Annotated in this window: 13 protein-coding genes and 2 tRNA genes; 5 read left to right on the top strand and 10 right to left on the bottom strand. The window is 38.7% G+C overall.

Annotated features, from left to right (window positions below):
* Positions 1–44: 44 nt before the first annotated feature.
* From MJY40_RS00315 to MJY40_RS00295, 5 genes are all read right to left on the bottom strand, one after another.
* Positions 45–2,870, bottom strand: coding sequence for an S-layer homology domain-containing protein (locus MJY40_RS00315; protein WP_317855109.1), 2,826 nt, complete (start codon positions 2,868–2,870; stop codon positions 45–47).
* Between the two features lie 536 nt (positions 2,871–3,406).
* Positions 3,407–3,479, bottom strand: a tRNA-Phe gene (locus MJY40_RS00310).
* A gap of 151 nt (positions 3,480–3,630) precedes the next feature.
* Positions 3,631–5,001, bottom strand: a complete 1,371-nt coding sequence (locus MJY40_RS00305; RefSeq protein ID WP_317855108.1) for a vWA domain-containing protein — start codon at positions 4,999–5,001, stop codon at positions 3,631–3,633.
* Between the two features lie 36 nt (positions 5,002–5,037).
* The gene (locus MJY40_RS00300; protein ID WP_317855107.1) at positions 5,038–5,622 is read right to left on the bottom strand and encodes a transposase; all 585 of its coding nucleotides are present in this window, start codon (positions 5,620–5,622) and stop codon (positions 5,038–5,040) included.
* 22 nt (positions 5,623–5,644) lie between these two features.
* Positions 5,645–6,817, bottom strand: coding sequence for a leucine-rich repeat domain-containing protein (locus tag MJY40_RS00295; protein ID WP_317855106.1), 1,173 nt, complete (start codon positions 6,815–6,817; stop codon positions 5,645–5,647).
* A 337-nt stretch (positions 6,818–7,154) separates the two neighbouring features.
* On the opposite strand from MJY40_RS00295, the gene MJY40_RS00290 reads away from it, so the two are divergent.
* Entirely contained in the window at positions 7,155–8,138 is a 984-nt protein-coding gene (locus MJY40_RS00290; RefSeq protein WP_317855105.1) for a hypothetical protein, read from the top strand.
* A 270-nt stretch (positions 8,139–8,408) separates the two neighbouring features.
* Here the strand turns inward: MJY40_RS00290 and MJY40_RS00285 are convergent.
* Positions 8,409–8,481, bottom strand: a tRNA-Lys gene (locus MJY40_RS00285).
* 170 nt (positions 8,482–8,651) lie between these two features.
* Between MJY40_RS00285 and MJY40_RS00280 the strand changes: the two genes are divergently transcribed.
* Positions 8,652–9,869: a CCA tRNA nucleotidyltransferase gene (locus tag MJY40_RS00280; RefSeq protein ID WP_317855104.1), complete on the top strand. Its 1,218-nt coding sequence runs from the start codon at positions 8,652–8,654 to the stop codon at positions 9,867–9,869.
* A gap of 233 nt (positions 9,870–10,102) precedes the next feature.
* Positions 10,103–11,632 (top strand): ATP-binding protein, encoded by a 1,530-nt coding sequence (locus MJY40_RS00275; protein WP_317855103.1) that lies wholly within the window; start codon positions 10,103–10,105, stop codon positions 11,630–11,632.
* Positions 11,633–11,897: 265 nt separating this feature from the next.
* On the opposite strand, the gene proC is transcribed toward MJY40_RS00275, so the two are convergent.
* The 4 genes from proC to MJY40_RS00255 form a co-directional block, all read right to left on the bottom strand.
* On the bottom strand, positions 11,898–12,713 hold the full coding sequence (gene proC, locus MJY40_RS00270) for a pyrroline-5-carboxylate reductase (protein WP_317855092.1): 816 nt from the start codon (positions 12,711–12,713) through the stop codon (positions 11,898–11,900).
* Positions 12,714–12,835: 122 nt separating this feature from the next.
* Positions 12,836–14,266 carry an IS1182 family transposase gene (locus MJY40_RS00265; RefSeq protein ID WP_317855091.1) on the bottom strand — a complete coding sequence of 477 codons (1,431 nt, stop codon included), beginning with the start codon at positions 14,264–14,266 and terminating at the stop codon, positions 12,836–12,838.
* A 155-nt stretch (positions 14,267–14,421) separates the two neighbouring features.
* Positions 14,422–16,152 carry a phospho-sugar mutase gene (locus tag MJY40_RS00260; protein ID WP_317855090.1) on the bottom strand — a complete coding sequence of 577 codons (1,731 nt, stop codon included), beginning with the start codon at positions 16,150–16,152 and terminating at the stop codon, positions 14,422–14,424.
* A gap of 270 nt (positions 16,153–16,422) precedes the next feature.
* On the bottom strand, positions 16,423–17,880 hold the full coding sequence (locus MJY40_RS00255; RefSeq protein ID WP_317855089.1) for a PEGA domain-containing protein: 1,458 nt from the start codon (positions 17,878–17,880) through the stop codon (positions 16,423–16,425).
* Positions 17,881–18,274: 394 nt separating this feature from the next.
* Between MJY40_RS00255 and MJY40_RS00250 the strand changes: the two genes are divergently transcribed.
* Both MJY40_RS00250 and MJY40_RS00245 read left to right on the top strand, forming a co-directional pair.
* The gene (locus MJY40_RS00250; RefSeq protein ID WP_317855088.1) at positions 18,275–19,519 is read left to right on the top strand and encodes an L-cysteine desulfidase family protein; all 1,245 of its coding nucleotides are present in this window, start codon (positions 18,275–18,277) and stop codon (positions 19,517–19,519) included.
* A 53-nt stretch (positions 19,520–19,572) separates the two neighbouring features.
* On the top strand, positions 19,573–20,328 hold the full coding sequence (locus MJY40_RS00245) for an XAC2610-related protein (RefSeq protein ID WP_317855087.1): 756 nt from the start codon (positions 19,573–19,575) through the stop codon (positions 20,326–20,328).
* Positions 20,329–20,569: the final 241 nt, after the last annotated feature.

Genomic DNA, 20,569 nt, shown 5'->3' with positions numbered 1-20,569 from the left:
TATAAAAACACCGCCATAAAAGCAGTGTCATTGCCAAGACTATTTTATGAAACACCATACAAAGAAAGCCATCTTTCCATTCCATCCATCATTTCATATTCATGTCCATTGGTTGCTTCCATCACTTGATAATACGCCCAGTGCTTATCTTCCATATCAATAAATTGCATCAAAATATCAGCATTGCTATCTACAAATTCTATATCGCAAGCACGTTCCAACACATGGTTGACTAAGGTGACTGCTTCTGCTCGTGTGATGAATTGTTCTGGTTGGAATGTGCCATCTGGATATCCGTTGATCCAACCTTTTTCCGCAGCAGAATTGATATACTGAATTGCCCAATGGGTTTCCAAAACATCATTGAAATAATTCCCTTCAGATTCTTCTAGTTCATCAAATCGGCTTGCAATGGCTGCAAATTCTGCTCTGGTAATGGATTGACTTCCTCTAAAGGTATTGTTTTCATAGCCAGAAACAATGCCAAACTGCTCCATATATCCAACTGCATTTGCATACCATTCATCTCCTGTAATATCTATAAAGCTAGATGGATACACAGTGTTCTCATACATTTTTTCTGTCAGAAGTCTTGCAAACATCGCTACCGTTTCTGCCCTTGTAATATTATGATCTGGTGCAAACGTATCGTCTGGATAGCCTACCATATAAGCGAAATGATTTTCTCTATCTAACGCAAGGGTTGGTGTATCTTCCACCTCAATTTCTTCTGTGTCAGAATCATCCTCACTGATAAATACCACTTCCAATGTATGCCCTGTAATTACATTTTCAAATTCATAAGAATCTTCCAAATCTACAGATATGCCATCCACAAGGATTTCAGAAAGTACATATCCATCTTCTGGTATAAATGCAAATGTAATATCGTTATACTTTTTGACTTTTTCCATATGGTCTGCTCCACCATCAGGTTCCACTACACCCATACCTGTGACAATAACTTCAATGTAATAATAGGTTGCAGAAGAAGAACTACCTCCACCACTAGAAGTGGGTGTATCTTCCCATTTTGCATATAGGGTAAGAATATCTTCTTTTTCTGTATCCATTGTTCTTGTGGTTTCAAAATTCCATTGGTTGATAAAATCTGATTCTGTATACCAACCTGCTAGATATTGTCCATCTACATCTGCAATATCTGGTTCTGTAAGCAATGCCATAGGTGCAGTCCAACTGGAATCTATGATAATTTCCTCCATATTGGTTACATAGTCAACTTGAATACGAGCCAATGATAAAGTATCTGCATCTTCTTTGATAAACCAATCTTTATGGTCGCTGAAGAAATATTTTGTGATGTTGTCATTTTCCAGAAGTACACTTTCTTCTACAACACTATCCTCATGTACAGAAAACCCTACAGTCATATCTGTATATTCGTCCACGTCCAACTCTGCATTTAGCAAAATACCCATTTGTGCAGAATCTTGATTTTCCAAGGTTCTTGTTGTATTTAAAACGATTTCTTGGTCTGAATATTGCATGATAATATCGCCAATAACTCCGTCATAACCATTGTTTTGGATGGATATTGTGTCGTCTACCAGAAGTTTTGTATCAGAACCCAATAAGAAAATACCACCACTATTTTCTGTAATCATCGTTTCATTGGTCATAGAGATGTTTTCACTTTTTGCCACAATGGCACAAGTGGAATTGTGATTATAAAACTGGCTATTTTCAATTGCAATCACGCCATCTCCACTGATATAAATTGCATCACCCAAGTAGATTGCATAGTTCCCCATAAAAGTTGCATTTGCAATTTTAAGTTCATTATTTTCATCACCAGACCAGAAAATGCCACCACCATATTTCACATGATCATCTCCATTATCAGAAATGGTACCGCCATCAATGATGATATCTGAATTCAACGCAAGAATTGCACCTCCAATATATGCACTGTCCCAGCTATGACAAGTAGTATTTTGAATGATACCGCCTGTCATTTCAAACACACCATTATTGACTGAAACTGCTCCATGATATCCAATATACGAATATAGCTGATTGTCTTGAATGACACCACCGTGCATATATAAACTGCCACCTTCCACGTCAAACACGCAGCCCAATCTACCAGAGGTACTGACCATGTTTTGAATGGTTACGCCATCATACATATGTGCAACTGCATCTGCACCATCAATGCTCAAAAAACGTTCCAATGTTCCAGTTCCATCAAAAGTAAGACTATCCCCATCCTCACTACCAAGATGTATGGTTACACATTCATCATCACCTTCGATACCAATGGTTTGTCCGTTGGTATTAACTGTGTTGCCATTGCCTAAAATCGTAGTTTCATTGTCCTTTAAAATCAAACTTGCACCCACTAAAGTAATATCATTCAAAACAGAAATGATATGTGAAGATGCTTCTGACTGATTGATAGATGAAATTGCTTCTGCAAACTCACTTCCTGTGGTCACTTCATGTAAGCAAGATGTACTGTGACCATTTTCCAAACAACAGCCATCTGTAATGGTACATAAAACGTCATCTTCTAAGATAGTGACTGCTTCAGTGATTGTTTCTTCCAGAAGCAATTCAAAAGATTCTTCTTCTTGTGAAATAGATTCTTCTTCCAAATTTTCTTCTGGTACTTTCTCAACCTCATCTTGATTGGATTCCTCAAATTCATCTGTTGTAACTTCTTCCATCTGTTCAGATTGTTCCTCTACGATTTCTACAGTTTCCACTTGCTCATAAATTTCTTCTGTCACTTGCGTTGGTGCAATTGTTTCTCCCTCTATTGATTCGCTTGCAAATATAGAAGTAATTCCTATATTCATGCTTAGAATCAAAGATAGAAATAGTGCCATAAATTTGTTTTTGTTCATTTGTTTTCCTCCTTGTTTAATGATTGATGTGCCTTGTGCAATTTTCGTTTTCTGTTCATTCGCTCTATCTCGGTTTTCATACAATTCCCCTCACTGGTGTAGCAAAGAAATCCGTGTGAAGGATAAGGACAATTACCACAACTTGCAAACGGTCCATGAATTTTTTCTGCCTGCGACAAGAATACTTCGGTTCGTTTACTATTTGTAGCACACGTTCTTTTGTTTTGCTTCTGTTTTGTATTCACTAATATCTCCCTTTCTAAAAATAAAAAAAGAGCTGTTAAATATGAGATTTATTCTCTACTTAACAACTCTTAATGTTTAATGACTTATTATAAAATTGATTTATTACTTTATTTAGAGTACAAAAAAACCACTGTATTGGTTCAAATACAGTGGTACTAGGCTAAAAAAGCAATATGACATCCATGAAATTGATGTTTCAGAAAACGGCTTTTTTTGAGATAAAAAACCCTAGAAACGTCGAAATCATCGGCTTTTTCACCGATGACATCTATTTTGCGTGTATTAAAAAATGCCCAGAGCCGGAATCGAACCAGCGACACGTGGATTTTCAGTCCACTGCTCTACCGACTGAGCTATCTGGGCGTAGTGCGTTGAGCACCTGATTAGTATATAAAATTTCTAGCAACTTGTCAACCTGTTTTTTCATTTTTTTTGATTTTTTTTGAAATTTGTATTTGTGATGTGTACAATTTACACTTTGTGGCATTGGATTTGCTGGTTCGATTTCATCCAATTACGATTCACTGACCACTACTTTCATTGCCCAAGGTGGCATTGTCACTTCTGTATACCCATCATCCACAAATACAAAAACCGTATCAAATGATGGTCTTTTGTTTGGGAAGATACCATAGCCATCTGTGAAATAAATCAACCCTTTTACGTCATTGAGTTCCTTTTTGGCAATCATTTCTTCCATGTATCGAAAAACAGGTCTGAAATCTGTGCCACCACTTCCACGAATGGTGAAGTTTTCCATATATTGCAACAAATCTTCTTTGCAAGTGATGTGGATATCCTCTTGGATTTTTGTATCACATTGGAGTAGATGGATGTTGGTTTTGTGGAAGAAAGTGTCTGACTTTGCAAGAATGGAATAAGTTTCTTCCAAGAAACGTCTGACTGTTTCGATATCACAAGACCCAGATGTGTCAATGGCAATGACCAGCTCCTCAATCTTCTTACTTTCCTTATATTCCAAGGCTTCCAGCAATGGCATATTCCCATATAAGGACAACCCATAGGTATAAAAAATATAATCAAAGGTGTCTTCATCCACACCCATTTCTTCTTTGATGGTGACGAATTTCTCTAGGAATTGCTTGTAATCGTAACGTTCACGATTTTCTATTTTCAAATGGGTCAAAAAATCACCAGCTGCATCCCCCATATCTTTGGCAAAGGTTTCTAGGTTGGTTTCCATTTTCTCTGCAATTTCTTGCCATTTTTCTTCTATCATTTGTGTTTCCATGGAGTGTTGTTGTTGCTCATCCTCAGATTCGTTGTTCTCATCAGAATCGTTTTCATTATCTTCATTTTGATTTTGATTGTTCTCATCATCCTCTTGACTTTGTTCCCAAAAGGCATGTTCATCCACCCAAAATTCCATTTGCCATTTGCCAAATTCCGCCTCAGATAAATTACGTTTCACCAAGTACTGATAAATCAATTCTGCTGACAAGACTTTGCATTCTGTTTGCAACAATTGGTAGATTTCATGACGTCGATCAGAAATCACGAGCTTAGTTGCTGGTGTCATCATACCATCCACAATAGATTCCACAGCAATATCCGAAGCCAACCACCACAAACGTTGTTCACGATTCCCTTGATGAAATGGATGACGTAAAATACAATGAAACAACATATGGATGTACAAACGATTCACTAAAATGGGGTCATGTTGGTATTGCTCCATCAAATAACGTGGATTGAATAGGATTTTGATGCCATCGGTACCCACGTATAGTGTGGAAAGATTCAATTCATATGGCAATGCATGAAAAGCGATATCCAAAAAACGCAACGAAAGATAGAGTTGATTCCTTGCATTTTGTAGGATGTGATTCCCAATTTGTATGAGTTTTTCGTGTGTTTCGTTCATAGAAATCTCCTGTGGTGTAATGGGTGGATATGGTTTTTATGATTCCATATGGTATTTGTCCAATTCCCATTTCAGTGGGTTTGTATCGATGTATTGCCAAATTTCTTCGTAGGATGTTTGGGTTCGAATTACGTTGTCATGGTAACCACGCTGCCAAATAGATTTACTACATTTTTTATTGGAAAACCGTTTCAATGTAGGCACCAAACTGGGAATTCGCTGATTTGCTCTTGTAGGGGTTGGCGTCCTCGACAACCCGTTATCCAATTGCTGTTCAATATGAATTATCATATGGATATGATTTGGCATAATTACATATTTTGAAATTTCCACATCATTATACGTATCTATCATGTTTTGTATGGTTTGTTCTACAATTTTACCATATTGGGACAACATAACAAACGGGATGTCTTGCTCATCACTTTGCAAGCAAAGCCACCTACAGTGTCCGCCACTTCTTTGGCGGTGAGTGACGCCATCCCCTACAAAATCCGTGTTTGTTTCAATATCACCCAATACACACTTTTTGTTATGGGTGCAAATGGTAACAAAATACACACCATTTTGGCTATAATCGTATTCCTGTAATCGCAATTGTTTTCGTTTTGGCAATTCCATCTGTCACCTCATCATAAATCCCCTACAAATCAAAGGTTTTCTTCTTTCCTTCTCCAAAATGCACCCTTTGATACTGCAACAAATACCCAACCAAAGCGGTTTTGCCTATTTTCTGAGCCAAAGCAATGACTTCTTTGATATTTTCTTTGGTGTACACATTCCAATCGCCAAATTGCTCCAAAGTGGCTTCTTCCTTATGTTGCAACAAATATTGCACTGCAAAGGTAAAATGCTCTTTGATATACTCCAAATATCCATTTCGATATTCTTCATACAAACGATAGGGATATTGCAAGCGACCAAGAGCCATCAAAAGTGCCAAAACCCCAGCATCTTCTCGTTTTGCCATATAAAACAACTTATCATATTGTCTGAAATCCACTGCATATTTGCCAACACACTGACGATACACATGACCAGAACCATAATGCACCTGACTGAGCATACGAGCAGGCGTATTTTCAATGTATTCTGACTGGTAATCTGGCAACAAAATTTGTGCTTTGCCATCAGGAAATGTAATGGTCAATCGAAGTGCTTGGTTCAAACCAGCAACCAATTCTGACATATGGCTGGCTTTTTCAAGTGCAATATCAAACACAGTGTCACAGTTGAGAAAGATACCCATACCCAAGTTGTCACAAACAGGTGGTATGTTGATGCTTTGCAAGTTGCGACAGTTGTAAAAAGCATATTTCCCAATGGAGATAAGGCTTTGTGGCAATTGCAAATGTTCCAAACCCAAACAACCATAAAAGGCATATGCACCAAGGTGTTCCAATCCAGTTGGCAAGCCTACATGTGTCAAATTGACACAATTTCCAAAGGTATACTCTGGTAATTCCACAATTTGTGAAGGCAACACCAAAGATGTCAAACCTTTGCAACCATCAAACACATGTGCTCCAATGGTTGTGATGGTGTCTGGTAGAAACAAAGATTCCAAGAGATAGCCTTCTGTTGAGATGGTGATATCCTCATCCAGACATTCTACAAACTCCAAATTGCCATGGGTTTTTTCTTCTGCAATGGGCAATTCTTCCTTTGGTGCAAAGGCGAAATCTGCCAAAGTGACCACAGGCAAACCTGCAATTTCTCTTGGAATTTCCAAATGAGATGGTGTGTTTTGGCAACCCAACAAAAGGATGCCAGCTCCTTGTTTTTTGTAGTATATGATTGTTGGTTTTGTCTCCATTTTAAGCCACCTCAAAGTCTTTTTTTTCAGTATACTATATCTCCTAGTAAAATGCAAAGAAATATTGTTTGATGATAAAGATTCTTCACTGCATTCTGAATGACAGTAAGGATGCACTGTCTTTTGTAGGGTCATGGCTTGCCTTGACCGTAATGTTTTCTGGTTCATTACGGGCGTCTACACAGGAACTGTCATGTGATCACACTATAAACTATTCACTCTTCACTCTTAGTTCTTCACTTGTGAGCTTGCTCACACATTCCTGTACTACTTTCTCTATTTCTTCATAAACTAATACAGAGGTATTTTGTTCGTGGATTGGTAGGAGGGATTATACATGGAGGATATCAACAAAACCATTTTATGGGAAGGATATGGCTTGCGTTACTATGGTGGCATACGCACCAGAACAGGTGTCATTTGCAAAACAGACGCAGGCCCATTGGAATTGAAAAAAGCAAGAGATGGCAGTTTACATATTTGCTTTGCACAGGATATCAAAGAGCAACTTTTTGCAAATGGATTCACCAAAATCGCCAGATTTCGCAAAACAGTAGATGATGCACCCTTTTTTGTGTGGAATGAAACCACCTATGTTTTGGAGGATGTATTGCCAGCAGATGTATTGGAAGAAAAGGATATACAAGGCTTTGAGAAGGGGTCAAGTGTCTTGGGTCAGTTGCACAAACATGCAAAAGGCTTAGAAAGTACATATGGTTTATGGGATAGCGAGAAATTACCGAAACAATTTGCAAAGCGTCACAGTGAATTGGCGAAAATCAAACATAGAATTCAAAAAACCAATCAATTGGATGCTTTGGATTTGATGGTGGTGCAAAATTATGGTGCGTATATGTCACGGGTGGAGGAAGCGATGGCATATCTCAAAGAAGGTGGCTATGTGTTGCATATGGAAGCAGCACAACAAAGAGGTACTTTTTGTCACAAATCCTTCAAAGGCAGCAATTTGCGTGTAAAAAATGGTGTGGTGTATGTGGCTGGTTTTGAACATGCAGCAGCAGACACAGGACTTGTGGATTTGGCAGCTTATTTGAAACGATATATGAAGAAAACAGATGGTTTGGAAGCTGGTGTTGGTGAAATTCTATCTGCATATACCAAGGTGATGGCTATGGAAGCGGAAGATTTCCTGTTGTTGCAAGCACTGATTCTATATCCAGAAAAGTTTCTGCGACTCATCAATGAATTGTATAACAAACGCAAAACATGCATTTCACCAGCCATGAAACAACGAATGAAGGAAGTCATTGCAGAAGAAGATAAAAGCCAACGGTTGCTGGGGTATTTGCGTTCTTTGTGAACAGATGGTGGGCAAAAAATAAAACTGTGATTTAGTTATTTTAAGTCCCAATTAAAGATAAAGGGACTTTTATATCTTGTAGGGGCGCATTGTATGCGTACCGAAAGTGGAATGCATACAATGCATTCCCTACATAATTAAGAGATGTTCATGTACGTTAGGTCTCATTAAGTTTAACTGGGATTATTTTAAAAGCAATACCAAAACCACATTTTCCAAACAAAAAAAACAGAACAACAAAGAAATTCATCAAAGTCATCCTGCTTTCGATGCGCCCTTAGGGACTCGAACCCTAGACCCACTGATTAAGAGTCAGTTGCTCTACCAACTGAGCTAAGGGCGCACATCCATATACGATTGCATAAATATTGAATTGCATAGAATATCGTACCACCACTGATAGGAAAAGTCAACGTTTTTTTACTTCTTTTTTACTTCTTATATACAAAAAGTGTGCAATGTTTTTTACATGTGATATAATACAGGTAATATCATATTTTAGGAGGTTTTTATATGAAGAAAATAGCGTTGCCAAAGGACGTTTCTTATATTTTGCAAACATTGAACCAACATGGATTTGAGGCATATATTGTGGGGGGTTGTGTTCGTGATTCCCTTTTGGGGATTGCACCAAAGGATTGGGATATCACCACATCTGCAAAGCCAGAAGAAACCAAGAAATTGTTTACACATACATTCGATACTGGTATCCAACATGGTACCATTACTGTGGTGCGCAACCATGAAAATTACGAAATCACAACCTATCGCATTGAAGGGGAATATGAAGATTGTAGACGCCCTGATTACGTGGAGTTTACTTCTGATTTGAAAGAGGATTTGTTACGACGTGATTTCACCATGAACGCCATTGCATACCACCCAGAAGAAGGGTTCCAAGACCCATTTTCAGGTCAAATGGATATTCAAAACAAAACCATTCGTGGTGTTGGGGAACCAGCCAAACGTTTCCAAGAAGATGCTCTTAGAATGCTCAGATGCATTCGTTTTGGTGTCCAATTGGGCTTTGTTGTGGAACCAGAAACCAAGGTTGCGTTGTCTGAAAATGTGGCACTCATACAAAAAATCAGTGTGGAACGTATCAAAGATGAGCTTGAGAAAACTTGGATTTCTACACATATGGAGTCATTGCCATTGCTTTGGGAAAGTGGTTTGTTGGAACAAGTGGATGGGTATTTGTGCCAAAAGGTGTTGGAGAATCCAAATCTTTTGGAACAATTGCAAAAAGCACCGAAACACCCACATTTTCGTTGGGCTTTGGTGTTGCAAAATTACGACCAAAAAGCATTGAAATCCATTTGCAAAGGTTTGAAATTCGACAACGATGGCACCAAGGTAATTTCCACAATGGCATTGTTATCACAACAGGATTTGCCCACAAAACCATATGAAATGCGTCAATTGTTGAGTAAATATGGGGATATTGTGGATAAAATTATCACTTTGCAGGAAATTTTACGTCCAGAATCCACATTTTCCACAAGTCGAACTGTATATGAAACCATTTTGGCGGATGGGGATTGTTTGACTTTGAAACAGTTGGAGGTGGATGGACAAGCCCTCATGGATATGGGTATCCCAAAAGGAAAACAAATTGGTCAAATGTTGAATCATTTGTTGGATTTGGTCCACCAAAACCCTGAATGGAATACCAAAGAACAGTTGGAACAGATAGTAACCGCTGTAGGGGAGGATATTATCCTCCCGTGATAAACTGCCACAAAACCAAACGGGTGGGCATGGAAACCCACCCCTACAAGAATGACAAAAATAGGTATATATTGCTGTATGCTGTCATTCCAAATGAAATGAACGGGTTGTCGGGGACGCCAACCCCTACAATATACATGAATTTGTAATGTAGGGTGGATTCTATATCCACCCGTCATAAACCGCCACAAAACCAATACAAATCAACCGTTATACACGCCTAGGAGGCACATATGAACATCAAAGAAGCAAAAATAGAAATCACAAAAGCCATACAGGCATACTTACAAAAAAATGAATATGGAGAACCCATGATCCCCTCCATACGTCAAAGACCCATTCTTTTGATGGGTGCTCCTGGCATTGGCAAAACCGCCATTATGGAGCAAGTGGCACAGGAATGTGGTATCGGTTTGGTTGCCTACAGCATCACACACCACACACGTCAAAGTGCAATTGGTTTGCCTTTTATCAGCCAAAAGGAATTTGGTGGCAAATCCTATTCCACCACAGAATACACCATGAGTGAAATTGTGGCTTCTGTCTATGAAAAGATGGAGGAAACTGGACTTTTGGAGGGGATTTTGTTCATTGACGAAATCAATTGTGTGTCTGAAACTTTGGCACCAGCAATGTTGCAATTTTTGCAAGCCAAAACCTTTGGTACACACAAAATCCCTGAAGGTTGGTTGATTGTAGCTGCTGGCAATCCACCAGAATACAACAAAAGTGTACGTGAATTTGACGTGGTTACATTGGATCGTGTAAAAGTCATTGATGTGGAGGCGAATTTCGCAGTTTGGAAAGAATATGCATACCAAATGGGGATTCACAGCAGTATTTTGACCTATTTGGAGATTCAAAAAAATCATTTTTATCATATGGAAACCACCATTGATGGCAAGCGTTTTGTCACTGCCAGAGGTTGGGAAGATTTGTCTGCTTTTCTTTATGTCTATGAAAAAATGGGTGAAGATTTGACAGAAGCCACCATCATCCAATATCTGCAACATCCAAAGATTGCAAAGAATTTCGCCAACTACTTGGAGTTGTATAAAAAATATGAAATGCAATATCCAGTTGCTGAAATTTTACATGGAGATATCACAGAAGCAAAGGACTTGTCCACTGCCAAATTTGATGAAATCATCAGTGTTTTGGGTCTATTCCTAGGTGCATTGACACAGGAATTTAAGCTTGCTTATGAATGGGATTTGCGTGTCACTTTATGCCACAAAACCTTGCAAAATTTGAAGGAACGTTTCCAAAGCCCCTATTGCAAAGAAACCCCTTGGGATTTGCTGATGAATGGAATTGTAGAAGAATTGTCCTTAGAATTTACACAAAAGGTGAAAGGTAATTTGTTGCAAGCATCAGAAAAACATGCTTACCAATGGGTGATTGGAGAACTGACCAATTGGATACAAAACATCAAAACCTCTGGTATCACAGAAAAAGATGCTGTTTTCGAGTATTGTAAAACTGTCTTCCAAGAACATGTGGAAACACGTCAAATTGCCATTGATTCTGCTGGCAATCAGTTAGAAAACGCCTTTGTGTTCTTAGAAAATACCTTTGGTGCTGGTCAGGAATTGGTCATCTTCTTAACAGAACTCCACACCAATTTCTATAGTGTTTGGTTGTTACAAGAATGGGATTCTCCAAAATATTATCAATACAACGAAAGTTTGTTGTTTGGTGAACAGAAAAATAAATTGCAAGAAGAAATTGCAGCATTCCAAAGGGGTAGTTTGTTGTACTAAGCAATGCACTATTCAAATCTGAAATTAGGCACCTGTAGGGTTGATTCACGAATCAACCGCAATATCACAAACCAAACGGGTTGCCCTGGACGCAAACCCCTACAGAATGACAGAATCGGATGTACACTACTGTATGCTGTCATTCCAAATGCAATGAGGAATCTTGGTTTTGCAACATCAAAAAGGGAGGATATTATCCTCCGCTACAACCAATTTACGTTATTTCGTAGGGGCGGATTCCATATCCGCCCGCAAGCCATAATTTTTATTTTTTAGGTGCACCAAGGAGTTTATCCTTTGCCAAAACAGCATCAAATGCTTTTGCAATTGTGGATTCAAAACCATTTGCTTGGAGTTCCAAAACACCTTCAATTGTGGTGCCACCAGGGGAGCAAACTTGATCAATCAATTGCCAAGGTGCTTCGCCACTTTCCAAAATCATTTTGGCACTACCCAAAACCGTTTCTGCTGCAATTTCCAATGCTTGTTTTTTGGAAAGTCCAGCTTTCACACCTGCATGTGCCAAAGCATCCATGTAAAGGTAAACAAAGGCAACAGATGAGCCACCAATGACCATAAATTGTGAGAAATAGGCTTCGTCAATGGGAATCACACTGCCAACAGTTTGGAACATATTTGTAATCAAAGTGGTTTCTGTTTCAGTGACAAAAGCATTGCCACAAATACCACTTGTGGAAGCACCAATTTTTGCATTGATGTTTGGCATCACACGTAAAATTTTGGTTTCTGCTGGCAAAAGACTAGCCAAATAATCTAAAGTTTTACCTGCTGCAATGGATACCACAATGGGTTTTTTCTCTGTAAAAACAGGCAACAAATCCGGCAAAATTTGTTCCAAAATATGGGGTTTCACACCCAAAATGACAACATCACTATTGGCAACCACATCAACACTGGTTTCGCAGAAATGACAACCACAAACCTCTGCCAAATTCTGTGCAGAGACCTTACCTTTGCTGGTGACATATATATCAGAACCTTTGAAACTTTGTGTACCGATGGTCATACCTTTGACAATGGCACCGACCATATTTCCTGCACCAATAAATCCAAATTTCATAGAATAACCTCCTGTCGTTTTTTTAGGTAATTATAATACGACTGGTGGTAAAAAGCAAGATAATAGTGACGCAGAATTTTGTGATGCCTATATTTTCCATAATACATCAAAAAAAGAGCCTTTTAGGCTCTTTTCAGACTGTCAAAGAACCCTATTCCGCACCTTGGAATAGGGTTCTTTCGTATAAATAACGCATATTCTACAAACAACATATACTGCTTACTACTCCATGTTGCCAGTTTTTTTAAGTTCATTGCAGCGAATTTAAGCTTCACCCATTTTGAAACCTGAGCCAAGCCTTTATGATATGTATATCGCATTGCGTGCTTCTCCTTTGCGTCTGCAAAAACCCGTTCTATGGTTTGGCTCCTCAACGCATAGGTGTCTTTTCCTAATGGAGAATGCCGCACATCCTCTGCCTTTTCTAAATATTTCCACCAGATGTGCTTGGTGACTACCTTTCTGTGGTCTTTGCTTTCGGTACACCTTGAAAGATTTTCACATTTTTCGCAAATATAACTGTAACTTTTAAATTCTCTATAGCCATCTCGATTGGTGGTTGTATATGGTAAAACGTGATATTCTGGGCAAATGATGCAGTTGTAGTATTCATCAAAAACATACTCATACCATGGTGAATTTCCTTTTTTCGTCACTGGTCTTTTGTAAGGCAAAGAGGGTATTCTTCCATCATCAAATATTTGCTTGCAAATCCATGGGGTTTTGTATCCTGCATCAGCTGTAATCACTTGTATTTCTGGATATTTTTCTGTCACTTTATGATAAACCTCATCAAATACAACACTATCATGGATGTTTCCAGGTGTTACAACGGTTTCTAATACAAAGTTATTTTTATCGCAAACGGTATGTGCACCATATGCAAAGCACTTTTTATGTTCGCCCTTATGGAACAAACCGCTGTCTGGATCTGTTGTAGAAGTGGTGATTGTTTTTGTTCTTGGAGGGTCATTTTTATCATCAAAAGGCTTTTTTCCATTATCTTCTCTGTCTTTATTGATTTCTTCAAAAAGTTGCTTTTCATACTTTTTAGCTGCAACAGGTATTTCTTTTTTGATGTTTTTCTTTAAATTTGCATTTGCCTTGATATGCGTTGCATCTATAAACACAACTTCTGGACGTAAATATCCTTTTTTCTCAACTTCACCTAAAATCCAAGCGAAAATTTTTTCTACCACTGTTTCTTTAAATCTATTGTTGAAGTTATAACTAATGGTAGCAAAGTGCGGAATACTATCATTGAGGGTATAGCCCAAAAACCAGCGATAGGCAATATTCATTTCAATTTCTTTTACCGTTTGGCGTAAAGAGCGAATTCCATACAAATGTTGGATAAACACCATTTTAAAGAGAACAACAGGGTCAACGCTAGGTCTGCCGTTGTTTGAGCAGTACAAATCTTCCACAAATGAATAAATTTCATTAAAATCTACGGCTTTATCTATTTTTCTTAATAAATGATTTTCTGGAACGAGCATATCTATGTTTATGATTTCTACTGATGTTCTTTTGATTTCTTCTTTACTCAACATTTGTCATCACCTCAACCTCATTATACCAAAAAAAGCCAGCTTATGCTGACTTTTTTGACAGTCTGAAAAGAGCCTTTTAGGCTCTTTTCTTTTATGTAATTTATATTTGAATTACGGTCAAGGAAACCATGACCCTACGTTGCTTTTACGCAATTTTAGTCAATAGCAGCGATTTTTTCATCCAAATCAGCTTCTACAGCAGCAATTTTAGCATTTGCATCTGCCATAGTTTCGCCTTTGACACCAATATAGAATTTCAGTTTTGGTTCTGTACCAGAAGGACGCACACAAATCCATGTATCGTCTGTCAAAGTATAGTACAAAACATCGGATTTTGGCAATGTATTGTCCAAAGCAGCGCCTGTTTGCAAGTTTTGGAACACTTGGTTTTTGTAATCACGAGCTTCTACAACGTCTTTGCCACCAAATGTTGCTGGTGTGTTATCTCTAAGAGATGCCATGATGCGTTTGATTTTTTCAACGCCATCAAGACCCAACAAAGTGATGGATTTTACGCCTTCACAGAAGAAACCGTGTTCTGCATAGAGTGCTTGCAAACCATCATACAAAGTCATGCTTTTTTCTTTGTAGTATGCAGCCATTTCACAAATGAGAAGTGTTGCCACAACAGCATCTTTATCCCTAGCGTATGTACCAGCCAAGCAACCATAGCTTTCTTCAAAACCAAAGAGATATTCATGGGAACCTGTTTCCAAGAAACCTTTGATCTTTTCGCCAATGAATTTGAAGCCAGTCAAAACATCCATTTTTTCTACGCCATATTTTGCACAAATAGCAGTGGTCAATTCTGTACTTACAATTGTGGAGATGACAGCGCCATTTGCAGACATTGTACCCTTTGCAACTTTGCCAGAAATGATATAATCTGTCAGCAAAGCACCCACCATATTACCAGTCAAAACAACATATTCACCTTTGTCATTTTTCACCATTGCACCTACACGGTCACAATCAGGGTCAGTGCCCACAATCACATCAGCGCCAACTTTTTCTGCCAATTCCTGAGCCAAAGCGAACACTTTTGGATCTTCTGGATTTGGATATCCTACTGTTGTGAAGTTGCCATCAGGCAATTCTTGTTCAGCAACAATGGAAACGTTTTTGTAACCAGCTTTTTCCAAACATTCACGCACTGGAATGTTACCAGAGCCATGGATTGGTGTGTAAACGATACCAAAATCATCACCCATTTTTTCTGCCAATTCTGGATACACACGTTGTGCCAAAACGTTTTCATAGAAGGCTTCGTCAACGCTTTCATCCAAAACCACATAGAGTTTTTCTGCAATTGCAGCATCCAAATCCATGCGTTTGATTTGACCATAATCGGAAACAGCGTTTACTTCATCAATGATACCTGTGTCACGTGGAGCAACTACTTGGGCACCATCTTCCCAGTATACTTTGTAGCCATTGTATTCTGGTGGGTTGTGGCTTGCTGTGATGACGATACCAGCTGTGCATCCCAAATGACGTACTGCAAAGGAAAGCATTGGAGTAGGACGCAAAGATGGATATACGTAAGCTGGAATGCCATTTGCTGCCAAAACCAAACCAGCGATTTCTGAAAATTCAGGTGACATATTTCTGGAGTCATAAGCGATTGCAACGCCCTTTGCACCAGTGCCTTCTTTGTTGATGTAGTTTGCCAAACCTTGGGTTGCTTTGCCTACGGTGTATGTATTCAAACGATTGCTACCATTGCCAATGATACCACGCAAACCTCCTGTACCAAAATCAAGTTCTTGGTAGAAGCGTTCTTTGATTTCCTTTTCGTCTGCTGCAATGCTTTGTAGTTCGGCTTTTGTTTCTGCGTCAATGGAAGGATCGGCTAACCATTGATTGTAACGTTCCATGTGTTCCATGTGAAAAACCTCCTCAATTTCATTTATAGTGATATTGTTGTTACAAAGTATATGATTTGTGGAATATCCACGTATTGCTGTTGTAAGTTTGCTAGTGAAGAATGAATAGTGGATAGTGAAAACCAAAGATTCTTCGTCGCTGCAAAACATTCCTCAGAATGACAAAACTGTGTTGCTACAATTATGGGAGACACTGTAGGGAACAACCCCTGTGTTGTTCCGCCCAAAACCATATGGCTTTATCTGACCACTGCTCACTGCTCACTGATTTTACTCATCTTCTTCTTCAATTTCTTCTTCATCTATGATTTCATGCAAGTCAGCGCTCAAAGAAATCATATTGGTATTGATATAAATTTTGGTGATAAAGGGATCATAACCTGTTTTTTTCACTTCCACATGATAGGAACCATAGGGTAATGAAATATCAAGTGGTGTTTCTCCAATCAAAGAACCTTCTATATACACATCTCCATCTACGTTTGCAGTTAGAGACAATACACCAATATCGGAAGCCATCTGGATCATTTCCACACCAACGGTCATGGTGGTATTGGTCACTTTGATGGTGGAATTCCATTCTTCATATCCATTTTTCAGAACCACCAAGTCATATGTGTCATAGGGCAATACAATGGTTTCTGAATTGTTGATGAGGCTACCATCAATATAAACCCTTGGGTTATCCACATTGCTTTGGATGAGTACAACGCCCATTTTGGTTTGGGCATTTGCCAAATCATAGAAATATTCTTGGTCTGCCACAATATGAATGGTGTCAGTTGAGGTTTCCACTGTGTCACCAGAAATGGAGATGGTATGCTCACCAGCAGGCAACACAAAACGATCAATGGTATCAATGGAAATGGGTGCACCACCATTGATTTCAATGACTCCATTTACAATGCTATCCACGTTGGATAGAGATAAAAATCCATGATATTCCAAAATTTCAACAGACCAAACCACATCATCAATGGAGTAGAGTACAACTACATCAGAAGGTTCCAAATCTGTAGGTGCTTTTTCTTTGCCTTTGAATTGGAAAATGGCATCACTGCTGTAGGTGTGCAAGCCATTGTCACCATCCAAAAGAGTATCGCTGACTTGGATATTGGTTTCTTGGACTTGTGTGATATTTTCATAGGAAACTTCAGTTGCTGTTTGGGTTTCGTCTAAGGTCAACCAAACCAAATCACCCATTTTCATGGAATTGGTGGAAAGGGTATCGCCCTTTGCATCTGTGGCTTGGGTATCTTTGTTGATGATGATGGTGGTTGTGGTGGAATCTGTTGTGTTGCGAACAGAATATTCACCAGAACCCATAGAATCCTCCACCAAATAAGCAGCAGTGGTCAAAATGACTTCTTCTGCAACTTCAGGCACTTCTTCTGTGGTGGACAATACATTTCTGGCAAATGCAAAGCCCATAATTGCCAAAATGACACAAACCAATGCCAAAATTCCATAAAACTTGGGATTATTCCAGTAATTTTTTGATTTTTGGTGTGGTCGATTTTTCAAAGCATCGTATGCTGTTGGTTGATCTGGTGGCAATGGTGTGGTTTCTTCGCCAAAATGTTCTGATTCAAATATATCCAAATAGGCGTTTTTATCGCCCAAATCATCCTCTGATAATTCGTGTTGTTTGACTTGTTCGTTGATGGTATCCAAACGTATGGTCATATCGAAATCTGGATCTTTTTTCTCAAAATGATAGTCACTCATAAACAAGTCTCCTTTCTAGGAATTTTATATGTAAATGGTCTATACAATATAGACAAGTATATCATGTTATCATTCTATTTTACATGGTTCTGTGGGAAGTTGCAAGGGAAAACAAGTATTTTTCATGATGTATTCATGAATGGGGTGTGTAATAGAAACCAAAGGAAAGATTCTTTGTTATTTTGTGGGCAAACCCTACCGTGAATGACATTGGTTTTGTATTTTTCTTGCAATTCAAGCATAGGTTGCTTACACCATATTGATATACCACAAACACCCATAATAACACAGAAAAAATCACTGTAAAATCACAAAATTATCTGGAAAAACCTAGGATTATCCAGTATACTATAAATAAAAAACAACCTATAAATTTGACCAAAGGAGACTGATTATGAATCCATATACAATGAAATTACAACAAGAATGCAAGCCAGCTCTTGGTGTCACAGAAGTGGGTGCTGTTGCATTGTGTACATCACGTGCTTATGTTCTCATTGGTGGCAAAATCCAACACATTTCTGTCTGTACCAATGGTGGTGTCTACAAAAATGGTTTTTCCTGTGGCATACCAGCAACCAATGAAATTGGAACTGCTTTGGCTGCTGCTTTGGGTGCTGTGGGTGGCAAATGGGAATTGGGCTTAGAATGCTTGCGTGACATTACCGATGGTGATATTGCTGTAGCAAAGGAAATTGCTGTGGAATCCACTGTAGATGGGGATAAGGATTTCATTTGGATTGCTGCAAAAATCACAACAGATTTGGGTGTTGCAGAAGCACACATTGCACAAACACATGGCAATTTTGTATACTTGGCAAAAGATGGAGAAGTGTTGTTCCAAAAGGAATTGACAGAAGAAGCAGAAGTGGCAGACTTAAATTTTGATGCCATCACCATTGCAGATTTGGTGGACTATGCAAAAAATGTGGACTTGGAAGAAATCCTATTTTTACGTGATATGATTGAAATGAATGTCTTTTTGTCAGAAAAAGGTGCTGTTGGCACTGGTTTGGGATTGGGCGTTATGGATATGATGTTTATGGGTGAGGGTGTTTTGGCACAGGCACAAAAATTGACATGCTCTGCTATGGATGCACGTTTGGCTGGGTTGCCATATCCTGCTATGAGCATTGTGGGCAGTGGTTCCCATGGAATTTTGTGTTCATTGCCTGTTGTGGCATATGCAAAACATGTGAAAGCCACAGAAGAAGCTTTGTTGCGAGCATTGGCACTGAGCGGTATGATCACCATTTATAGCAAGCATTACACAGGACGTTTGTCTGCTCTTTGTGGTTGCGTTTTGGGTGGTGGTAGCGGCGCTGCTGGCGGTATTGTGTATTTGATGGGTGGAGATGCAAAAGCGGTTTCTGCTGCAATGGATCATATGGCTGCCAATTTGACGGGTATGATTTGTGATGGTGGTAGCATTGGATGTGCACTGAAAGCCTCTACTGGCGTATACACTGCAATTTTATCTGCAAACATAGCCATGCAAGGGATTGCAATGCCAAATTCCTTTGGTATCTTAGGTCAAAACGTGGAAGAAACCACCAAAAATTTGGGTATCATTTCTGCAAAAGGTATGGCACCAATGGATGAAACCATTATCGAAATTATGCAAGGGTCAAATCAATAAAGGATAAACACAACTGCTGTACCACAATCCATATTTTACAAAGGAGATACCATATGAAAAAACATATTTTATTGTTATTGGCGTGTGTTGTGTTTGCCACAACTGCTTGTCAAAAAGAAACAGCTGAAATAGAAACATCAACAGACACAGTAACAGAAGTAGTAGCAGAAGTAGTAACAGAAGCTGTAACAGAAGAAACAGCAGAAGATGTAACAGAAGAAACAGCAGAAAGCATCTTGGTTATGGAGCCACCAGAAAAAGAACTTGTAGTCACAGCAGAGCCAAGATATCAATGCAAAGAACAGGAATTTAACCCATTGCCAGATGTAGTTGCAAATTCCATCATCTGCACAAATTATGATGACATTACATCTATTGTAACCACATTTGCACAACCAGATGGTATTGCATTTGTGTTGGAAGGCACTCAGGTTTCAGGTGTGGTCTATGATTTGGTGATTGCAAAAAGTGATGGAGAAGATGTGTTTACATTGGATGCAGAGTGTTACCCTAAGGAAAATGGACTTGTGGGATATCCAGATTTGAATTTCGATGGATTTGTGGATTTGCAAGTGCAAATGGGTAGCGGTACCAAGAATTGTAGCTATGATTTGTATGTGTATGTGCCAGAATTGCAAACCTTCCAAAAAGCCAATGCAGAAGAAATCATTTCCTCTTCAATTGAAGCAAAAGAAGATGGTACTGTAATCAGTTTTGGTCAAAATTCTGCCAGCGATGGTGTTATAGATACATATGTATGGGATGGTTATGATTTGGTTTTGGATATGGAAGAAACCTATGGTCAGTAAATGAATCAAATAAAAATGTAGGGTGGATTCCATAGCCACCCTTCAGACTGTCAAAATACCTATTTTTCAAAACTTGCATTTGTACAAAATGCCTTTAAATAAAGTTTAGGTCCAGCCTTTTCAAAGTATGGTGGTTGTTAAGGCAAAGCCTTAAGGTCTTAAATATCTTTAAAAGAGTGTTTTTGAAGGGGTTGGGGAACTTTTCTCGATAGGAAAAAGTTCTTAAGGTCTTGAGTTTTAC

Source organism: Chakrabartyella piscis, assembly GCA_030067835.1.
Taxonomy (GTDB): Bacteria; Bacillota; Clostridia; order Lachnospirales; family Anaerotignaceae; genus Chakrabartyella; species Chakrabartyella piscis.
The sequence above is the reverse complement of the archived record's forward strand: the minus strand, read 5'-3'. Positions and strand labels throughout refer to the sequence as shown.